General features: G+C 67.9%; 19 protein-coding genes. 6 read left to right on the top strand and 13 right to left on the bottom strand.

What is annotated here, in order from left to right; all coding sequences use genetic code 11:
- Window positions 1-123 precede the first annotated feature (123 nt).
- A complete protein-coding gene (locus IBX18_RS26185) occupies window positions 124-1,101 on the top strand; it encodes an alpha/beta hydrolase family protein (protein ID WP_194836182.1) in 978 nt (325 codons plus the stop codon).
- Window positions 1,102-1,146: 45 nt separating this feature from the next.
- On the top strand, window positions 1,147-1,485 hold the full coding sequence (locus IBX18_RS26180) for a TfoX/Sxy family protein (RefSeq protein WP_135232993.1): 339 nt from the start codon (window positions 1,147-1,149) through the stop codon (window positions 1,483-1,485).
- 19 nt (window positions 1,486-1,504) lie between these two features.
- Here the strand turns inward: IBX18_RS26180 and IBX18_RS26175 are convergent, their stop codons facing one another.
- Window positions 1,505-3,208 carry a metallophosphoesterase gene (locus tag IBX18_RS26175; RefSeq protein ID WP_194836181.1) on the bottom strand — a complete coding sequence of 568 codons (1,704 nt, stop codon included), beginning with the start codon at window positions 3,206-3,208 and terminating at the stop codon, window positions 1,505-1,507.
- A gap of 248 nt (window positions 3,209-3,456) precedes the next feature.
- Between IBX18_RS26175 and IBX18_RS26170 the strand changes: the two genes are divergently transcribed.
- From IBX18_RS26170 to IBX18_RS26160, 3 genes are all read left to right on the top strand, one after another.
- Window positions 3,457-4,326 carry a hypothetical protein gene (locus tag IBX18_RS26170; protein ID WP_194836180.1) on the top strand — a complete coding sequence of 290 codons (870 nt, stop codon included), beginning with the start codon at window positions 3,457-3,459 and terminating at the stop codon, window positions 4,324-4,326.
- 183 nt (window positions 4,327-4,509) lie between these two features.
- A complete protein-coding gene (locus IBX18_RS26165) occupies window positions 4,510-5,364 on the top strand; it encodes an aminoglycoside 6-adenylyltransferase (RefSeq protein WP_228541786.1) in 855 nt (284 codons plus the stop codon).
- A gap of 111 nt (window positions 5,365-5,475) precedes the next feature.
- Complete coding sequence (locus IBX18_RS26160) at window positions 5,476-5,928, top strand: VOC family protein (RefSeq protein WP_194836179.1); 453 nt, start codon at window positions 5,476-5,478, stop codon at window positions 5,926-5,928.
- A gap of 33 nt (window positions 5,929-5,961) precedes the next feature.
- Here the strand turns inward: IBX18_RS26160 and IBX18_RS43180 are convergent, their stop codons facing one another.
- The gene (locus IBX18_RS43180; protein WP_194836178.1) at window positions 5,962-6,768 is read right to left on the bottom strand and encodes a CPBP family intramembrane glutamic endopeptidase; all 807 of its coding nucleotides are present in this window, start codon (window positions 6,766-6,768) and stop codon (window positions 5,962-5,964) included.
- Window positions 6,769-6,887: 119 nt separating this feature from the next.
- On the opposite strand from IBX18_RS43180, the gene IBX18_RS26150 reads away from it, so the two are divergent.
- Window positions 6,888-7,319: a YdeI/OmpD-associated family protein gene (locus IBX18_RS26150; RefSeq protein WP_194836177.1), complete on the top strand. Its 432-nt coding sequence runs from the start codon at window positions 6,888-6,890 to the stop codon at window positions 7,317-7,319.
- Between the two features lie 5 nt (window positions 7,320-7,324).
- Here IBX18_RS26150 and mtnC read toward each other — a convergent pair whose 3' ends face one another.
- The 11 genes from mtnC to IBX18_RS26095 form a co-directional block, all read right to left on the bottom strand.
- Window positions 7,325-8,014 carry an acireductone synthase gene (mtnC, locus tag IBX18_RS26145; RefSeq protein ID WP_194836176.1) on the bottom strand — a complete coding sequence of 230 codons (690 nt, stop codon included), beginning with the start codon at window positions 8,012-8,014 and terminating at the stop codon, window positions 7,325-7,327.
- Window positions 8,011-8,586, bottom strand: coding sequence for an acireductone dioxygenase (locus IBX18_RS26140; RefSeq protein WP_194836175.1), 576 nt, complete (start codon window positions 8,584-8,586; stop codon window positions 8,011-8,013). The genes mtnC and IBX18_RS26140 overlap by 4 nt, the downstream gene beginning before the upstream one ends.
- Window positions 8,583-10,316 carry an S-methyl-5-thioribose-1-phosphate isomerase gene (gene mtnA, locus IBX18_RS26135; protein WP_194836174.1) on the bottom strand — a complete coding sequence of 578 codons (1,734 nt, stop codon included), beginning with the start codon at window positions 10,314-10,316 and terminating at the stop codon, window positions 8,583-8,585. The genes IBX18_RS26140 and mtnA overlap by 4 nt, the downstream gene beginning before the upstream one ends.
- A 106-nt stretch (window positions 10,317-10,422) precedes the next feature.
- The gene (locus IBX18_RS26130) at window positions 10,423-10,770 is read right to left on the bottom strand and encodes a DUF1330 domain-containing protein (protein ID WP_194836173.1); all 348 of its coding nucleotides are present in this window, start codon (window positions 10,768-10,770) and stop codon (window positions 10,423-10,425) included.
- A 104-nt stretch (window positions 10,771-10,874) separates the two neighbouring features.
- The gene (locus tag IBX18_RS26125) at window positions 10,875-13,187 is read right to left on the bottom strand and encodes an arylsulfatase (protein ID WP_194836172.1); all 2,313 of its coding nucleotides are present in this window, start codon (window positions 13,185-13,187) and stop codon (window positions 10,875-10,877) included.
- A 171-nt stretch (window positions 13,188-13,358) separates the two neighbouring features.
- Window positions 13,359-13,553: a hypothetical protein gene (locus tag IBX18_RS26120; protein ID WP_194836171.1), complete on the bottom strand. Its 195-nt coding sequence runs from the start codon at window positions 13,551-13,553 to the stop codon at window positions 13,359-13,361.
- A gap of 134 nt (window positions 13,554-13,687) precedes the next feature.
- On the bottom strand, window positions 13,688-14,446 hold the full coding sequence (locus IBX18_RS26115; protein ID WP_194836170.1) for a class I SAM-dependent methyltransferase: 759 nt from the start codon (window positions 14,444-14,446) through the stop codon (window positions 13,688-13,690).
- A gap of 74 nt (window positions 14,447-14,520) precedes the next feature.
- The gene (locus IBX18_RS26110) at window positions 14,521-16,257 is read right to left on the bottom strand and encodes an NTP transferase domain-containing protein (RefSeq protein ID WP_194836169.1); all 1,737 of its coding nucleotides are present in this window, start codon (window positions 16,255-16,257) and stop codon (window positions 14,521-14,523) included.
- Between the two features lie 77 nt (window positions 16,258-16,334).
- Complete coding sequence (locus IBX18_RS26105; RefSeq protein ID WP_194836168.1) at window positions 16,335-17,084, bottom strand: VOC family protein; 750 nt, start codon at window positions 17,082-17,084, stop codon at window positions 16,335-16,337.
- A 40-nt stretch (window positions 17,085-17,124) separates the two neighbouring features.
- A complete protein-coding gene (locus IBX18_RS26100; RefSeq protein ID WP_107658936.1) occupies window positions 17,125-17,421 on the bottom strand; it encodes an MGMT family protein in 297 nt (98 codons plus the stop codon).
- 5 nt (window positions 17,422-17,426) lie between these two features.
- Window positions 17,427-18,203 (bottom strand): alpha/beta fold hydrolase, encoded by a 777-nt coding sequence (locus tag IBX18_RS26095; RefSeq protein ID WP_194836167.1) that lies wholly within the window; start codon window positions 18,201-18,203, stop codon window positions 17,427-17,429.
- Window positions 18,204-18,215 lie beyond the last annotated feature (12 nt).

Here is an 18,215-nt window from a genome sequence, read left to right as displayed (position 1 = left end):
TGGAAGATTGCTGGATGCCGCTGATCGCCGACAGGGCCGTCACCGACCTGCGCGTTCATTCGTTGCCAGAACACGCCCGGTGAATGCCGGATGTCCCGGCGGCCCTGGGAGATACTCGACCCCATGCGCCGGCTGATGCGATGCCTGGTTCCCCTTCTCGCGGTCGTCGCCGCGATCGTCCCGGCCGGTCCGGCCGCCGCCGATCCCGACTCCCGCATCCTCGACGTACGCCCGCTCGACGGGCGGCAGCTCGAGGTCGTCGTGCACTCGGCGGCGATGAACAAGCCCATCACGCTGTGGATGTCGCACCCCGGCGCCGGTGCGCCCGCGCTGTATCTGCTCAACGCGGTCGACGGCGGCGAGGACGGCGGGCCGTGGATGCGGCGCACCGATGTCGCGGAGTTCTTCGCGGACAAGAACGTCAACGTGATCGTGCCGATGGGTGGGCGCGCCAGCTACTACACCGACTGGCTGCGCGACGATCCGGTGCTCGGCCGCAACCAGTGGACCACCTTCCTGACCCGTGAGCTGCCGCCGTTGCTGGAGGACAGGTTCGGCATGACGGGGCGCAATGCCGTTGCGGGACTGTCCATGTCGGCGACCTCGGCGTTGAACCTCGCGACCGGCGCACCCGGTCTCTATCAGGCGGTCGGCGCCTACAGCGGATGCCCGCGCACCAGCGATTCGGTGGCTCAGGCCTACGTCTCGTCGCAGCTCGCGGTGTTCGGCGCGAACGCCGCGAACATGTGGGGCGGGCCGGAGAGCCCGGCTTGGGCCGAGCACGATCCGATGCTGAACGCCGAACGCTTGCGCGGTGTGGCGCTGTACGTTTCGTCGGGCACCGGCGCACCGGGGGAGCACGACACCATCGGCGACCGCGGCATCGACGGCAACCCGGCCCGGTTGCTCGACCGCATGCTCGTCGGCGGTGTGATGGAGACCGTCATCGGCGGCTGCACCCGGCCGTTCGTGGATCGGCTGCACCAACTCGGCATCCCGGTCACCGCGAATCTGCGGCCTGCCGGTACCCACGCCTGGACCTACTGGGAAGACGACGTGCATCTGTCCTGGCCATTGTTCGCCGCGGCGATCGGCGCGTGAGGCTTTCGCCGAGAATCTGTCGGTGCCAGGGTCGACAATTCCGCTATGGCATATGACGAGGAATTGGCCGATCGCATCCGGCTGCTGATCAAGCCGGGGCCGGAGCTGTCCGAGCGCAAGATGTTCGGCGGCCTGGCCTTTCTGATCGGCGGCAATATGGCGGTGGCGGCCAGTGGGCAAGGCGGCTTGCTGGTCCGGGTCGACCGAACCGAAAGCGACCGGCTGCTCGCGAACGAATTCGTGGAGCCCATGGTGATGGGTGGCCGGGAAATGGTCGGCTGGCTGCGCGTCACCCCCGAGGCGGCCGACGACGACACCGTGCTGCGCGAATGGGTCGATCGCGGCGTCGGTTACGCGCGGACGTTGCCGCCGAAAAAGAAGTAGCCGGGAAAGAAGTAGCCGGTTACCCGCGCACCTGCCTGCGGTAGGTGACCCGGTCGAATTCGTGGCCGTACTCGTCGACGGCGATCACGTCCATCTCGCTGGCGAAGATGCCGGGACGGACGTCGACGCGCAGGAACGAATAGTTACGGAACCGCACCCGCGACCACGGTACCGCCTCGTCCTGTTTGTCGCCGCCGGGTGCCCACACATAGCTGTTCGGTACGGCTGTGTCCGGCAACTCGTTGCCCCGGTAGGACTCTCGCGATCCCGGTTGGAAGTCGTAGCGGGGCCGACCGCCGCCGCCGACCGTGTAGTAGACGGTGCCGTCGGTCTCCGGATACACCACCGAATTGTCGCCCGCGACCTTCGTCGCGACATTGCCGCGGATCGGATCGGTGCGCTCGAAAACGTGATTGTGCCCCTGCAACACCAGATCCACCTGGTAGCGGTCGAACAGTGCGACCCAGGCGTCACGCACGCCACCGTCGCTGGCGTGCGCCTCGGTCGTCGAATAGGCGCAGTGGTGGAAGAAGCAGACCAGGAAATCGATATCGGGGTTCGCCCGGTAGGCGGCGAGCGTGCGCTCCACCCAACTCGTCTGCGCCCCATCGGAATACCCGGTGTTGGCGCGAATCTCGTAGGAGACGTCATTGGCGTCGAGCGAGAGCACCGCGACATTGCCGTAGGTGAACGAATACGCCGACGGGCAGCCCGCCGGCCCGTTACCGGGAAAGTCGAGGCGCGCCGCGTGACCGCCGTAGCCGTGCGAGCCGTAGGTCGCCTCCATGTCGTGATTGCCGGTGGCGAACATCCACGGCGTCTGAGCGGCGCTCACCTCGATGGCGCCGAAATAGACGTCCCAGACGTACGGATTGAACTTGTCGAAGCCGTGCGCCGATTTCGCACCGTGCGCAACGAATTGGTTCGGTTTGCCCGCACCGGACGGATCGGCGTAGGCGATGTCGCCCGCCAAAATATGGAAATCCGGCTTGGCCCTGGCGATTTGGCGCAGCACATTGGTGGCGTGCGGGACATTCGGATCGTTGTCCCCCTTGTAGTACTTGTCGTCGTAATCCCCGGGCGCGACACCCGACGGCAACGCCGGCGTTTCGTCGGTCCCCTGATCGCCCATCATGGTGAACCGAAACGGCACGATCGCCGCCCGCGCGGTCGGCATCGCCGTCGCAGCCGCACGGATATCACTCACGAACCCGTCGGCGGTGCGCCAGCGATAGTAGTGCGGCACCCGCCCCGGCAACCCGTCCACCGGCGCGTGCACATAGAACTGTTCCGCCGCCAGCACGCCGCCATCACTACTCGGCACCTGCGTCAGCAGATTGCGCACCTCCGCCTCCACCGTCGCCCCGAGCGCAGGCGTCGGCCCATGCTCGAGAAACACCTTGGTACCCGCCGGTCGCCTGGACAACTGCCCCGCAAACCGCAGCTGACTCGTCGCATCCGCCCCGAACCCAACATGCCGCCCCCCAACCGCCAACGGCGCATCCTGCGCATAAGCCCGCCCCCCGAACGGCGACGTACCCACCGCCGCTACAGCCGCCGCAGCCGCCGCCCCCCGCAACACATTCCGCCGCGAAACCCGATGCCGCCGCAAATACTCCTGATGCCACTCATGCTGCTCAGCCATAGTCATCTCGGCAGCCAGCCCACCCGGTATCCCGGTCTCCGGAACATCACCAACAGGATTCAGCGGATTCGACCCCATACCCACCGATGCTGTACCCTCCGCAAGCCTCCAGCAACTCGACACCGCAAGCCAAGTGCGAACACTGGATGAACTCTCCCCATCGTGGCGCTACATCCTGGCAATCACGACAAACCACCCCGAATCCCACAACCACTGCCGGATTCGGCCAGCCTTCGAAGGCGGTCCCAGCCATGCACCTCACCCGAATTCCACTGCCCCAAATGTGAATCGAACGTATTTTCGAATCTCGAGGTACCTTCGGCGGAATGGTCGGTTCCCAGCACGAGGCGATGCACCGGATCTTTCAGCACGACCCAAAAATGTTCGCGCGCGCATTCCGCGCGTTGGACGTGCCATTAGACGATCCAACCGAAGTGGTCTTGCTACCAACGGATCTCACCGAAGTCAGACCGCTGGAGCGACGAGTAGACACTCTACTGCGGTTCACCACGGCTACGGGCCAGTTTCTGCTTCTGGTCGAAGCGCAAGGCGAGGACGACCCGGCCAAACCTTCGGCATGGGCCTACTACCTCGCGCACGCGCACGCCAAGTACCGCCTCCCCGCACTGCTGCTGGTCGTCTGCCACGACCAAGCCACCGCGCTGTGGGCGGCCCGCCCCGTAGCGTTCGGCCAGCCGTTCTGGTCGAGTCTCACGATGCGCCCCCTCGTCCTCGGCCCGGAAAACGTGCGCCCGGTGACCGACCCCGACGAGGCCGCCGCCGACATCGCCCTCACCGCACTCTCCGCGATGACGCATGCCAAAGACCCCTGCATCGGTGAGATACTGAAAGCGCTCGCCGCCGCCCTGCGGGGGATCGACGAGGAGGACGCCCACGTCATCGCCGAACTCACCGAACTCGGCCTGGGTAAGAGCCCGGCCGCCCACACTTGGAGGCACCTGATGTCGATCGACCCATCGTTCTTCCGCTCGGAGACGTCGCAGCGCCTGCGGGAAGAGGGGGAGGCCAAGGGGATCGCCGGCAGCATTCTCGGGATCTTGGCTGAGCGATCGATCGAGGTCCCATCCGACGCGCGGGCCCGCATCACATCGTGCGAAGACCTGGAGATACTGCGATTGTGGCTCCGTCGCTCGGCGACTGTGACCAGCATTGCCGACCTTTTCGGGGCGGAGTGACACTGATCGGTCCGTCGCCCAGGGGAGAACATGTGCGTTGGGCGGACCTTCGCGCCGAAGTCATGAGCCGGTCGGGGGCTGGAGTTGCCTACGAGACGGCGCGAAGCCGATTCGAACTCGATGCCGCAGAGGGGGCCGGTGGTCCGTTGCCACCCCGAGGTCCGTCGGGCAGGATCGGCGATCATGGATCGCTCGCTGATGGGGATTGCTGAAGACGAACCGATGGTGGGGCGGGTGGTGGAGTGGGCTCGGGGGCGTGACGACATTCGGGTGGTGTTGCGGACGGGGTCGCGGGGGCGGGGGGATGGGGCAGTGGATGCGTTGTCGGACCACGATATTGAGCTGTACACCACGGAGGTGGAGCGGTATTCGGGGGATGACGGGTGGGTGCGGGAGTTGGGGGAGGTGTGGGTGAATGTCGAGTTGGCGGGGCCGTATGACAATCCGGCGCATCTGGTGTTCTTCGAGGGTGGGGTGAAGGTCGACTTTCAGGTGGTGCCGGTGGAGCGGCTGGCGGAGATGGTCGAGGACGGTCTCGACGAGTTGCATGAGCGGGGATATCAGGTGCTGTTCGATCGGGATGGGTCGGCGGCGGGGCTGCCGGTGGCGACCGGGTCCGCACCGGTCGGCGAGTTGCCTGATCAGGAGGAGTTCGGGGCGCTGTGTGCGGAGTTCTGGTTCGAGATCGCCCATCTGCCAAGGTATTTGGTGCGTGGTGAGCTCTGGGTGGTGAAGTCTCGGGACTGGGAGACGAAGGAACTGCTGTTGACGATGATCGAATGGCATGCGGTTTCGCGGCACGGCAGTGGGCACGATGTCTGGCATGCGGGCACCAAGATGCGGCAGTGGGCGGCGCCGGGGGTGTGGGAGCGGGTCGAGGGGATCTTCGCGATCGGTGATCCGTTGCGGCAGGCGCAGGCGACGGCGGATCTGTTCGGTGAGCTCGCCAGGGAGGTCGCTACGGCCGGTGGACTCGACTACCCGGAGAAGGCCGAGAAGGTGATCCGGCCATATCTCGACCAGCCGCCGTCTCTCTGACAGGCCTCTCAGAAATATCTCGAGAAATTTCTCGGAGATAGGTAGAGACAGCGAAAACGGCTCCGACCAGAGGGTGACAGCAAGTCACACACCACCGGCAAGGAGCCCATCATGTCCGTCAACACTTTCCTCTGGTTCGACAGCGCCGCCGAGGAAGCCGCCACCCGGTACACCACCCTCGTCCCGAACTCCCGAATCACCGACGTCGCCCGCAACTCGGACGGTACGGCGTTCATCGTCGCGATCGAACTCGACGGCCAGGCGGTCACCCTGATGAACGGCGGCCCCGGCCACCCGCTGACCGACGCGGCCTCGCTGCAACTGGTCGTCGAAACCCAGGACGAGATCGACCGACTCTGGGACGCCCTGACAGAGGGTGGCGAGCCGGGCCCGTGCGGCTGGCTCACCGACCGCTACGGCCTGTCCTGGCAGGTCACCCCGGCCATGCTGCCCGCCCTGATGAGCGGCGACAACCCCGCCAAGACCATCGCCGTCGGCACCGCCCTGCGCAGCATGTCCAAGCTCGACATCAAAACCCTCCAGGACGCCTACGACAACGCCTGAACCGACCGCCCGCCTCCACCGAGAGGCGGGCGTTCACATCTTGCTGCTGACCGCCGGACGTTCCGAGTGCACGAGCCGCTTTCGCCACACTCCCGCGAGCAGGCAGGCAAGCAAACCCGTACCGAGCATGACGAACAGCCCGGTATCACCAGCGAGGTACTCCCCGAACACCACGGGATGACTAGTCGCCACGATCGCAGGCAGCACCGCGAACGCCCAGTTGTGCGCGAAGTGCGCGAGCACCGGCGGCCACACGCTGTCGGACACGAGCCGCAGATAACCGAAGAAGAAGGAGAACGCGAGCACACTTCCTAAGAACAGCGAAAGGGTAAGCAGCCGATTGCCTTCGCTGTGATAGTAGGGCGTGAACAGGATGTAGGGCAGATGCCAAGCCGCCCAGACGATGCCGACGAGCAGCATGGCCCACCGCTCGCCCAACCCCATCACCCGCGGCAGAAGGTAACCGCGCCAACCGATTTCCTCGGCGAACGCGAGAATCGGCCCGGTGATCGCCAGCACGAGCATATTCATCCACATGTCCGAGCCAGGCGAGGTGAACGACGCGTAGCCGAGCGACACCACGAGACCCGTGGCCACCACCGACACCGCGACACAGCCGCCGACGGCCAGCGGCCACTGCCCAATCCCACTGCGGGACAACCCGACCCGGTCCCACCCTGTGCGACTGTCACGAGTGAACGCCAGCAGCAGCACGGTCACCAACACCGGCGACAACGCCAGAATCAACCCACCGGCGACATTCGCCGTCGCCACCGCGATCCCCAGCACCAGCACAATGAACACGGCCGCGGCCGACCGATCCGAAACCTGACGCCGCACACTACCTCCACCGATGACCGATCGACCGACGCTCACCGTAGGCCGGACCGGCGCACCCCTGCCATCGGGGAACACCCTGAATCCCGAGGTCATGACACCTCAGGGGCTATGGTCGGTCCATGCGATTCGAAGCGAGAATCGAGTCCGGCGCCGGCGGCGGCGCGTACGTCGCGGTGCCCACGGAGGTCGTCGCGGCGCTCGGTGGCGGCCGCCGCATCCCGGTCGAGGTGGACTTCGACGGCATCGACTACCGCGGCTCCATCGTCGACATGGGTTCCGGACCCTGCCTCGGCATGCTGAAGGCGATCCGCACCGAGTTGGGTAAGGCGCCCGGCGACACCGTAGTGGTGACGGTGTCCCGTGACGACGCCGAACGCACCGTCGACGTCCCGGACGACCTGGCCGACGCACTGCGCGCCGCGGGTCGCCGCGACGCCTTCGACAAGCTGTCCTACTCGCGCCGCCGCGAACACGTCACGGCGGTCACCGACGCCAAGCGTGCGGACACCCGAGCACGGCGGATCACGAAGATCGTCGACTCGCTGGGCTGAGCCGCTTACTCGGCGCCCGGATCGATGTCAGCGAAGGTATCCACCCAACGATGCGGTGGCCGAGGCGGATTGGGCTCGCCGGGCCTGGCGAGCCCGACGGCGTGCCAACCGGCCGCGACGGCCGCGTCGAGCTCGTCCGGATGGTCGGACAGGAACAGAATCCGATCACCGGCGACGCCGATGGCACCCGCGATCTTCTCGTACGACGACGGCTCACGCTTGCCGCCCGCCGTCGACAGATCGAAGTAGCCGCGGACCAGCGAAGCCAATTCACCGCCGCGCGCGAACGTGAACCAATCCTGTTGATTACGAACAGATCCCGACGAATACACGTACACGGCGAGACGGTCCGCATGCCAGGCGCGCAGCGCCGGTGGCACATCGGCGAAGAACTCCCCGTGCAGCGCGCCGTTGCGGAATCCCTCCGCGCAGATCAGCCCCTGGGCGGCCTTGAGCGACTCGGCTTTGACATCGGAGTCGAGCCAGCCGCGCAAGATCGCCGCGACCTCGTCGGTGTCGGCCGACGGCTGCCCAGCCTGCGCCTTGGCCGCCGCGAGAATGGGAGCCGCTGCGCCCGTGCGGTTCTCGGCCAACCACGCCGGAAGGCGTTCGCAGGTATAGCCGTACAGATCTTCGCGCACCGAACTGGTCGGGCTGGTGGTCCCCTCGATATCGACGACGACCGTCGTGATCATGAGGTGGCGAGCAGCTCGTCGAGGGTGGGGAACCCTGCGCTGATGCGGTCTCCGGTGAAGTCGCCCACCCAGCCGTCCGCCTCCTCGAAGAAGCGGATGGCGATGAAGTCGGGCCTGCTACCCATGTCGAACCAGTGCAGGGTGCCCGCGGGCACCGAGAGCAGATCGCCGCCTTCGCAGACCACGGCCAGCACCTCCTGCCCCAGATGCAGGTAGAAGCAGCCGCGGCCGGCGGCGAAGTAGCGGACCTCATCCTCGGCGTGCCGGTGTTCGTCGAGGAACTTCGCCCGCGCACCCTCGGCGACCTTCGGCCATTCGGGGTCGGCGTCGTCCGGGTGGATGCGGACGACGTCGATGTGCTGGTAGCGCCCGGACTCGTTCAGCTCGGCGACCTGGTCGGTGTAGTGCGCGAGCAGCTCGTCGGAGGCGATCGCCGCCGCGTTGTCCACCACCGGCCAGCGGCCGAAAGTTATGCCGTGCTTTGCCAATTCGGTGCCGATCACCGCATCGTCCGTGGTCCGCACCCGCACGTCGGCCGGGTTGTCGGCGGCCATCACCTGGAGCAGGGTCATGTCAGTCCAATCTCGAGAGTCTCGTCGCGCGACCCGAACGCCTGCCTGCGACCGGTGCGGGCCACCAGCTCGCACAGCGCCTCCAGGCATTCGGCACGATCGCGCGCCTGGGAAAGATTGTCCCCCCACGCGGTGATCCCGTGACCGGTGATGAACAGGATCGGCGGGGCGGCGGGGTGGTCGGTGAGATAACGCTCGATATCGGCGCCGATGCGCGGCACGTCGGGCCAGTTGGGGAACACGGGAATGTCGATGACCGCGGGGTCGCTGCCGCCGAGCCCCTTGATGAGCTCGTAATCGGCGATCCGCAGGAAGGTCACCTCGTCGGACCCACCCGCCCGTGTGGCCAGCGTGGTGGCACAGGGCGGATGGATGTGCACGACCGCCTGCGCCGCGGTGGCACGATACGCGGCGGTGTGAATTGTGGTCTCCGCCGACGGTTTCCGGCTGCCCCCGGCCATCGGTGCCGAATCCGCGACCCGGACGGTCACCATGTCGTGTTCGGTGAGTTCACCTTTGGACAATCCGCTGCCGGTGATCACGGCGGTCTCGCCGGTCCGCACCGAGATATTGCCCGCGGTGCCCGGCATCCAGCCCCGCTGGTACAGGCCGCGCGCGATATCGGCGATCGCCTTGCCGGGCAAGGGATTACCGGTGGTCGCTGCACGGACCGCGTCCTGCGGCTGATGATCACCCGGGACGACAGATTGGGTCGACCCAGACCCAATCATCGTGTCCGAGCGATGCACCACACCGAGTTCCGAGACCACCGCCGTCACCAACGCACCGGGCGTCACATCGAACGCCGGGTTGAACACCGCGGTCCCTTCGGGAGCCGTTGCCACACCACCGAATCCGATCACCTCGGCGGCGGCCCGTTCTTCCACGACGATGTCGCGCCCGGTCGCCATATTCGGATCCCTGGTCGACTCCGGCGCGACCACGATGAACGGAATACCGTGATGCCGCGCCGCGAGCGCCAGCGAATACGTGCCGATCTTGTTCGCGACGTCACCGTTCATGGTGACCCGATCGGCGCCGACCAGCACACAGTCGACCTGCCCCGTCGCCATGGCCCAGGCCGCCGCGGCATCGATGGTCAGCCGATGCGGAATACCCGCCTCGGCGAGCTCCCAGGTGGTGAGCCGCGCGCCCTGCAACAACGGCCGGGTCTCGTCGACCAGAACGTCCTCGAGCGCGCCACGCTCGAACAGCACCCGCAGCGTGCCGATCGCGGTACCGAACGCACTCGTCGCGAGCCGACCCGTGTTGCAGTGGGTGAGCACCCGCAACGGCCGGTCCGGGCACAGCTCCCGCACCAGGTCGGCGGCGTGCGTCGCGGCGGCCCGGTTGACCCGGCCGTCTTCGGCGAGCATGTCCAGCGTTTCGGCGAGCACGGCATCGGCGCCCAGCGCGACCTTGGCGCGCACGCGCTGCACCGCCCACGCGAGGTTCACCGCGGTCGGCCGCGCGGCCGCGATGCGATCGGCGTCGTCGTGCACCCGGGCCTCGTCCACCACACCGTCGACCGTGTGCGCGGAAGTGGCGATGACCACGCCGAACGCCCCCGCGATGCCGATGGCGGGCGCGCCCCGAATGGCGAGCACCCGGATGGCGTCGATGACCGCGTCGACCGTGTCGAGCCGCAGCTCGCGGACTTCGTGCGGCAGTCCACGCTGGTCGATGGTGACCAGCGCACCGTCGTCCCAGCTCAGGGAACTGTCGTCCATCAGGCGCATCCTTCGTCGCGTCGAACCGTGTTGTGCCTGGTCAACGGTATCGGACGGGAATGGCGCGGAGAAAGTCGGCCGAGTGGCCGGAACCGGACGTGCCGGGTTACCCGGCTGCGGCTTCCGCCCGCAACTTCACGGCCCGCGCACGCGGGTCGTAATTCGGTTCGACGCCCTCGATCAGCAGCAGATCGCCGTCGATGTGGTCGGTGCGCAGGTGCATGATCTGCTGATACGCGGGGGAGTGGTACCACGCCCGTGCCGTAGCCAGATCGGGGAACTCGAGCAGCACCATGCTGCCCGGCCAGTCGCCCTCGACCACCTCGGCGGGCGGCCCGTGGATGACGAAGCGGCCGTGGAACGGATCCAGGGTGTCCTGAATGCGCTCCAGGTACTCGAGGATGTCGGGGTGCGGCCTGCGGGCGCGCAGGTGGGCGAAGCCATAGGCGGACATGGGCGGCTCCCGTCGTCGGTGGCGTCGCCGGAGCACGACGCCGATCCGAACGTAGGCCGCGCGCCGCTGCCGGACAATTACCTCGGAGGTAAGCGTCGATCTGCTTACTCCGCAACGAATTCCGCCTCCCGCTCGACCGTCTCGATGGTGCCCGCGGGCACCCGGATCGGGCCCGGGGTGTAGGTGATCGCGCGCAGCGCGCCGGTGTAGCGGAAGGTGCCGCGACGCTCCCGCAGATCCCACGAGACCGGTCCGCGGGCATCCACGCCGACGGAAATGCCGGTCCACGGCGACATGCCGACCAGTTGCACCTGGTCGCGGAGCTCGGCGACTCGGCATCCGTCGACCTCGAGCACGAAGTCCCAGCGCAGGCGCGGACGGACCGTCGCCGTCACCGAGACGCGGCGGGTGCCCGGCGCGAGCGGACCGGCCGACGCCGAGTCGTACCTGCCGTAACTGTTCATCCCGAAGGTCAGGCGGCCGTCCTCGAGGTAGAGGAGGTAACCACCGAGCGGATCACCGTGGGCGACCAGGACTCCCTCATCGCCGGGCCGATAGTTGTCCAGCTCCGCGCCGATGGTGAAGTCCCGGTAGGCGATCAGTCGTTGGGACCGGTAGCGCTCCAAGGTCGGTGTCCCGGGCAGCAATCGAAGCGGCTCGGCGAGGCGCCGTTCCTCAGGCCGCCTGCGCACCAGGTCCTGCCGGGTGAGCAGCGGGAAAACGGTATTGGCCCAGGCGGATTCGTCCCAGGCGGCGGCGAGCTCGGCGGCTCGCTCGGGAAACTGTGCCGAAAGGTCGTGCAGCTCGGTTGGATCGGCGCGTACGTCGAACAGCTGCCAGTGCGGCGCGTCGATGTCGCTGCCGCGTTCGTGCAGGGACAGCAGCTTCCAGCCGTCCCGATAGAAGCCGCGATGCCCGGTCATCTCGGAGTACTGCTCGGTGTGTTCGGTCCGGGCGTGCGGGTCGCGCAGCAGCGCGGCGGCGGAGACGCCGTCGAAGTCCTTGGCGGGCAGACCGTTACGCACGCTCGGCCGTTGCAGTCCGGCGAACTCCAGCAGAGTCGGCGCGAGGTCGGTGACGTAGGCGTATTCGTGGCGGATGCCGTTGTCGCCGTCGCCGCGCGGCAGCCCCTTCGGCCACGAAACGAGCAACGGCACCCGCACGCCGCCGGCGAAAGTCTGTCCCTTGTAGAACCGGAACGGCGTGTTCGACGCCTGCCCCCAGCCGCGCGGATAGTGCACGCCGAGCCGCGCGGTGCCGATCAGCTCCTCGTCGAGCGGGACATCCCCGATCCAGTCCGGGTCGTCGATGTGCGCGAACTCGGCGAAGTAGCTGCGGGTGCCCTCCGGTCCGCCCTCGGCGGTGCCGCCGTTGTCGGAGGTGAACACCACGATGGTGTTGTCGAGTTCGCCGAGCTGCTCCAGGGTTTCGAGAATGCGGGCGAGGCTCTGGTCGATGCTGTCGACCATGCCCGCGTACACCTCCATGTACCTGGCGAAGCGGCGCTGTTGCGCGGTGGTGAGCGAATCCCATTCCGCCGCTTCGTAACCGGGCTCGGTATTGCGTGGCTTCTGCTCGGTGCCCGGCGGGAACAGGCCCTGCGCGAGCTGAGCGGCAAACCTGCGCTGCCGCAACCTGTCCCAGCCCTCGGCGTAGCGACCACGGTATTTGGCCAGGTCCGCGGGCTTGGCCTGCAAGGGACCGTGCATGGCGACGTGCGCGAAGTAGAGGAAGAACGGCTTGGTCGCATCGTGTGCGCGCAGATCCTTGAGGTAGGAGATCGCCTTGTCGGTCAGATCGTCGGTGAGGTAGTAGCCCGGCGGGTACTCCTCGACGTCGACGACGGAGCTGTCCGACACCAGCTGGTTCGGGTAGTAGAAGGAGTTCAGTCCCTCCAGCGAGCCGTAGTAGCGGTCGAACCCGCGCTGGGTCGGCCAGGAATCCCGGTGCGCCGCCGGGTTCATCGTGGCGTCGCGCACCAGATGCCACTTGCCGACCGCGTAGGTCGCGTATCCGTTGGCGCGCAAGATCTCCGGCAAGGTCAGCACGTCGTCCGCCAGCTCCAGGCGCAGGCCGGGGTAGCCGGGATCGGCATTGGCGACGAAGCCGAAACCCGCACGGTGGGAGTTGATTCCGGTGAGCAGCGCGGCCCGCGACGGCGAGCACAGCGGGGTGGTGTGGTAGTTCGTCAGCCGGACACCACGCGCGGCGAGCCGATCCAGCGTCGGTGTCTCGATCTCGGAGCCGAACGGGCCGATGTCGCTGTATCCCAGATCGTCGACCAGCACCACCAGGATGTTCGGTGCGCCGGCCGGGGCCGTCGGCGGGTAGGTCCACTCGGGGGTCGAGGTCGCGGTGGTGCGTCCGATGGTGCCGGCGAAGGACTGGTAACCGCGGGCATAGGAAGGAACAGGCATCCACCCAGTAATAGGCGGGGTATGCCCAGGTCACCAGCGTTTCGCGCACGGTGCGTGCAACCGGCGGCCCGCGACGCACCGTTTCGACGAGCTGTCCGGCGCCGCACGCACCGGAACGACCACAACCGCGGCCGCCGGTTCGGTGAACCGGCGGCACGCGGTGCGGATCAGTTAGTTCTGGCCCATCCTGCGCTGGTCGGCATCGCGCCGATCATCGTCGGACTGGCGCTGGTTCGGCATGCGCTGGCCGTCTGCGCCTGGGCGGTTCATGCCCTGGTTCTGGTTTTGATCCTGGCGCTGTTGCTGCTGCTGCCGATCCATCTGCCTAGGCATTTTCTTAGGCGTTTTCTTCGACTTTTCAGCCATCTCCACTCGGTCCTTTCCGGGGATTGATATTCGCCTAACGTCACTCACGATAGCGAGCATCGAGCAATTCCGGAAGGGAAAGAGAAAAAAGCCTGTCGCACCGGCGATCCTAAGCATTTCCGCAGGTAGAGACGTTATGGCTTGCGTGCTTCGATTAGGAATCGGGTCGAATGGGCGATGAATGGACCATTTGCTTCGATCTCGTCGTGCAGGGTCCGGAGGCGGTCGCGGTATCGGTCCACCGTGAAGTCGGGGACCATCCACGGCACCTTCCGCAGGAAGTACACGACCGCGCCGATATCGCCGAACTCGACGCGTAACCGTTCATATCGGAGATCGATGATATCGAGTCCAGCGGCTGCCGCGGCGGCCCGATCGTCATTCGGATTGCGGCGCTTACGAATTTCCGCAGGCTGCGTGCCGAGGAAATATTCGACGAGTTCGAAAACGCTTGCATCACCGACATGTTGCGCTAAATAGGTGCCCGTCGGACGGAGCACCCTGGCGATCTCCGCCCACCAGACGGTGACCGGGTGTCTGCTGACCACCAGATCGAAGGCATTGTCCCCGAACGGCAACGGTGGTTCATCCGGATCCGCGATCAGCGCCACGCCCAGCGGATGCAGCAGTCGGGTCGCCTTGTCGATATTCGGCGGCCACGACTCGGTGGCCACCATCAGCGGCGGAAAGTTCCCGGCACCGGCCAGTACTTCGCCCCCGCCGGTCTGAATGTCCAGGGCCGCAGTGACTTTCCCGAGCCGCTCACCCAGCACCCGCTGATACCCCCAGGACGGCCGCTGCTCGCTGGCCCGCCCGTCGAGCCAGCCGAAATCCCAGCCTGCCACGGAGACCGTGCCGGCCTCCGCTACCAGATCCTCGAAGCTGCGTCCCATGCCCCGATTGTTGCCGAGCGGTTGCCGCACGGGCAACAGGTTTACCTACCCGCGCGTCGGCAAGCGGACTCTGCCTATCGGGGCAGCGGCAGGAACTCGACCGTCGCGCCGTCGGCGGCGTCGGCGGGCACGATGACCAGACCGTCGCGGTCCACCAGGCCGCCGAGGTGAGCGGTGCGAATGTGCGGGTCGCCGACCCAGCCGCCCGCCTCGGCGTAGCGAGCGGGCACGATGCGCGCGACCGGTCCCGCGATCTCCGAGGCGTTGTGCAGCGGGCCGAGGAGGACGCGACGCGGTGCGCCGCCGGTGCGACCCTCGACGATAGCGGGCGCCAAGGCCAGCAGCGTCGCCACGGCGGCGAACGGGTTGCCGGGTAGTCCGAGAACCGTAGTGCCCGTGGTGAGTTCGGCGACGATCGTGGAACCGCCCGGCCGTAGTCGCAGTCGTCGCACCAATACCCGGGCTCGCGAGCGGTCGACCGCGGCACGTAGCTGATCGGCCGCCCCGCCGCCCGTCGCGCCGACGATCACCAGCAGATCGCACTCCGGCGCTGCGGCGAGCACCTGGTCGAAACCGTTGGGGGTATCACGCAGGTGCACCCGGTCGGCGGTGCGAATACCGCACAGCGACAGCAGCTCCGGCAGAATCGGGCCGATCGAATCGCGGGTCTGGCCCGCGTGCAGCGGACCTTCGCTGCGGATCTCATCGCCGGTCATCACGATCCTGGCCCGGACCGGTCCGCGCACCGGCGCCGCGGTCACCTCCACGCTCGCCGCCGCGGAGATCAACGCCGCGGTGACCGGAGTCCCTTGCGGCGCAACGAGATCGCCGGGTTGCCGGTCCTCGCCCCGGCGGCGCACATCGTCCCGGATCGGGGTGTCCGGTAGTCGGTGCAGGCTGTTTTCCGCGGTCACCCGGACGAATTCGTCGCGCACCACGCTGGTGGTGCCGTCGGGCACGTGGGCGCCGGTGGCGATGCGCACCGCCTCGCCGGACAGCAGCCCGACCGGACGCTGACCGCCTGCGAACCCGATATCGCGGCGCAGCCGCCACGGACCGTCGCCGGCCACCGCGTACCCGTCCATCGCGGAGACGTCGAAGCGGGGCAGCGGTCCGACGGCGGCCAGTGGTGCCGCGAGTGCCGCCCCGCGCACCGAGGCCAGGTCGGCGGTGTAGGTGGTGAGCCGGGAGAGGTTGTCACGCAGGGTATTCCGTGCCTCGTCCAGGGATAGCGGTGGCGCCGGGTCGACCGAGGCGCGGGCCTGACGCACCTCCTCGTCGGTATCGCAGTCGGCGACCCCCGGCAGCGCGATGATCGCCGAGTCGGCCGGTATCAACGCCTTCATCGGCTGATTGATCAGCGAGTCCAGTCCATCGAGGGCCGCGGCCAGCGCGGTGCGCCGCCAGACTCCGATCAGATACTGCGGCCGCCCCGACTCGTCCGCCGCGAAGACCGCCTCGGCCCCGGATTCGCAGGCGTGCCTGATCAATTCGGTGACCGACCAGTCGGACAGGAACGGCAGATCGGCCGCGAGCACCACCACGAGCGGGGCGGCCGAGCCGAGCGCGTGCAACCCGGCGCCGATCGCCGCGACCGGCCCCGACCCCGGTGGCACCTCGCGGGTCTGCTTGATCTCCGGCGGCAGCCCGGGCCGATGCGGTCCGACCACGACCGTCTGCACACACGAGGTGACGGCGGCCAACGCGGCATCGAGCATGGAGCGACCGCCGATGACGATCGCGGGTTTGTCGACACCGCCCATCCGGCTGGCTCGCCCGCCGGCGAGCACGATGGCATCGGCGGCGGTCACCGAGCAGGGCCTAGGTACGACATGGCGGACATGCTAATTCGTCGTCGCCGCGAACCCGGGAGGCGGACACCGACCGTTTACACCGTCGAGCAGTCGCGCACCGGCCGCAGCAGGCAGAACTCGTTGGTCTCGGGGTCGGCGAGGGTGAGGCCGGGCGCGGTGCCGACGTTCCCGCCGTCGCGCTCGATCGGTGTGGCGCCGGCGGCCCGCAGCCTGGCCAGCTCGACGGCCTGGTCGTCGAACGAGGCCAGATTCAGGTGCAGCAGGTTGCGGCCCGACTTCGCCTCCGGCGTGTGCACGAACTCCAGCCACGAGCCGAGCCCGGTCGCCGATCGCAGTCCGGCGACCTGCGCGCCGCCGTGCGCGACCGGCCAGCCGGAGGCGGCGGACCAGAATTCGGCCAGCCGCAGCGGGTCTCGGGTGTCCATCACGATGGCCGCGACGGCGCCGGTGTCCACATATTCCTCGCGCGGCTCCAGGACACAGAATTCGTTGCCCTCGGGATCGGCGAGCACCACCCACGGCACCGCGCCCTGCCCGATGTCGACGCGGCGCGCCCCGAGGGACAGCGCGCGATCCACCTGCAGGCGTTGATGATCGATCGAGCGGCTGGCCAGATCGAGGTGAATGCGGTTCTTGCCGTGCTTGGCTCGCGCGGCGGGCAGGAAGGCCAGCGCCAGATCGGCACCGTCGGGATCGTGCGCCGCCACATCCACTTCGTCCGGGCGGTCGAGCGTCACGCCCCAACCGAGCAGCTCGGCCCAGAAATCCGCGATGAACCGCGGCCGGTCTGCATCGAACACGACACACGCCAGGCGGGTGGACATGATTCAACGGTAACCGTCGCGCGGCTCGCGCCGGGTGGGTTTACCCAAACGGAAAACGCGCCGCCCGCAAGTTCACTCGGCCCTCGCGGATCGGCACCCCTTCGGCCGCGAGCAGCCGCAGCTGGCGGTCGGCCAGGTGCGCGGCGGGCTTGCCTGCCGCGCCGATCACCCGATGCCACGGCAGGTCGGCGGCGTCGGTGCGCATGATCCAGCCGACCGTGCGCGGCGTGGACAGCCCGGCGGCCGCGGCGATGTCGCCGTAGGTCGCCACCCGGCCTGGCGGGATCGACGCGACCAGCGCGCGCACCCGCTCGACCTGATCATCGGTGGTGGCCATCGTGCTCAGAGAACCGAGCGGATGAGCGCGGCGGCCTCGGCCGGAAGGGCTTGCGGGATCATGTGATCGCACTGCCACTCGTGCACGGTGAGGCGCGCGCCGAGGTGCTCGGTGAGCGCCGCGCGGAACTCGGGTGTGACGAACGGTGGCTGTACCTTCATCGCCTGCACCAGGACCGTGGGCAGGTCGGCGGGCGGCAGCACGAAGGGGCGGGCGAGCTGCCCCCAGTAGGAGGTGATGGCGGGCAGGCTCATCCGCCAGCCGACGCGGCCGGCCGCGGTCGGCACCAGATGTTCGGCCAGCTCGGCAGCCAGGCGCTCCGGCGCGACCTCGCCCCACGAGGAGGCCAGCTTGTCCTCGCGGGCCCGAGCCACGCTCTCGTAGTCGGGGGAGGCCAGCAGCGATTCGGCGATGTCGTTGATCAGCGCCGGATCGATCGCGATGGCCGGATCGAACAGCACGAGCTGCCGGACCAGGTCCGGATGGCGATCGGCGAGATGAAGCGCACACGCGCCGCCGAACGAGTGCCCGACCACTGTCACCGGATCGGTGGTCTCCGCGGCGAGCAGATCGACCAGATCCGCGACGACGGCTTCGAAGGTCCACGGCGGCAAGGCGCTCGACCGTCCGTGTCCGCGCAGGTCAGGTGCGATGATCCGGACACCGGGCAGATGGTTCGCGGCCAGGTCTTCCCAGCGTTTGCCGTGGCCGGTCACCCCGTGCAGCGTGAGGACGGCCGGTCCGGTCGCCGGGCCGAATCGATAGACATTGAGAGCAGACACCGGTCCATTTTG

The organism is Nocardia sp. XZ_19_369 (assembly GCF_015355715.1).
In the GTDB taxonomy this organism is placed as follows: domain Bacteria; phylum Actinomycetota; class Actinomycetes; order Mycobacteriales; family Mycobacteriaceae; genus Nocardia.
This window is presented reverse-complemented; position numbering and strand designations above follow the sequence as displayed.

Excerpts from the sequence above, each read along its gene's own strand:
- IBX18_RS26185 (WP_194836182.1), top strand. The coding sequence starts at position 124 with ATGCGCCGGCTGATGCGATGCCTGGTTCCCCTTCTCGCGGTCGTCGCC.
- IBX18_RS26180 (WP_135232993.1), top strand. The coding sequence starts at position 1,147 with ATGGCATATGACGAGGAATTGGCCGATCGCATCCGGCTGCTGATCAAG.
- IBX18_RS26175 (WP_194836181.1), bottom strand. The coding sequence starts at position 3,208 with ATGGGGTCGAATCCGCTGAATCCTGTTGGTGATGTTCCGGAGACCGGG.
- IBX18_RS26170 (WP_194836180.1), top strand. The coding sequence starts at position 3,457 with ATGGTCGGTTCCCAGCACGAGGCGATGCACCGGATCTTTCAGCACGAC.
- IBX18_RS26165 (WP_228541786.1), top strand. The coding sequence starts at position 4,510 with ATGGATCGCTCGCTGATGGGGATTGCTGAAGACGAACCGATGGTGGGG.
- IBX18_RS26160 (WP_194836179.1), top strand. The coding sequence starts at position 5,476 with ATGTCCGTCAACACTTTCCTCTGGTTCGACAGCGCCGCCGAGGAAGCC.
- IBX18_RS26150 (WP_194836177.1), top strand. The coding sequence starts at position 6,888 with ATGCGATTCGAAGCGAGAATCGAGTCCGGCGCCGGCGGCGGCGCGTAC.
- mtnC (WP_194836176.1), bottom strand. The coding sequence starts at position 8,014 with ATGATCACGACGGTCGTCGTCGATATCGAGGGGACCACCAGCCCGACC.
- IBX18_RS26140 (WP_194836175.1), bottom strand. The coding sequence starts at position 8,586 with ATGACCCTGCTCCAGGTGATGGCCGCCGACAACCCGGCCGACGTGCGG.
- mtnA (WP_194836174.1), bottom strand. The coding sequence starts at position 10,316 with ATGGACGACAGTTCCCTGAGCTGGGACGACGGTGCGCTGGTCACCATC.
- IBX18_RS26130 (WP_194836173.1), bottom strand. The coding sequence starts at position 10,770 with ATGTCCGCCTATGGCTTCGCCCACCTGCGCGCCCGCAGGCCGCACCCC.
- IBX18_RS26125 (WP_194836172.1), bottom strand. The coding sequence starts at position 13,187 with ATGCCTGTTCCTTCCTATGCCCGCGGTTACCAGTCCTTCGCCGGCACC.
- IBX18_RS26120 (WP_194836171.1), bottom strand. The coding sequence starts at position 13,553 with ATGGCTGAAAAGTCGAAGAAAACGCCTAAGAAAATGCCTAGGCAGATG.
- IBX18_RS26115 (WP_194836170.1), bottom strand. The coding sequence starts at position 14,446 with ATGGGACGCAGCTTCGAGGATCTGGTAGCGGAGGCCGGCACGGTCTCC.
- IBX18_RS26105 (WP_194836168.1), bottom strand. The coding sequence starts at position 17,084 with ATGTCCACCCGCCTGGCGTGTGTCGTGTTCGATGCAGACCGGCCGCGG.
- IBX18_RS26100 (WP_107658936.1), bottom strand. The coding sequence starts at position 17,421 with ATGGCCACCACCGATGATCAGGTCGAGCGGGTGCGCGCGCTGGTCGCG.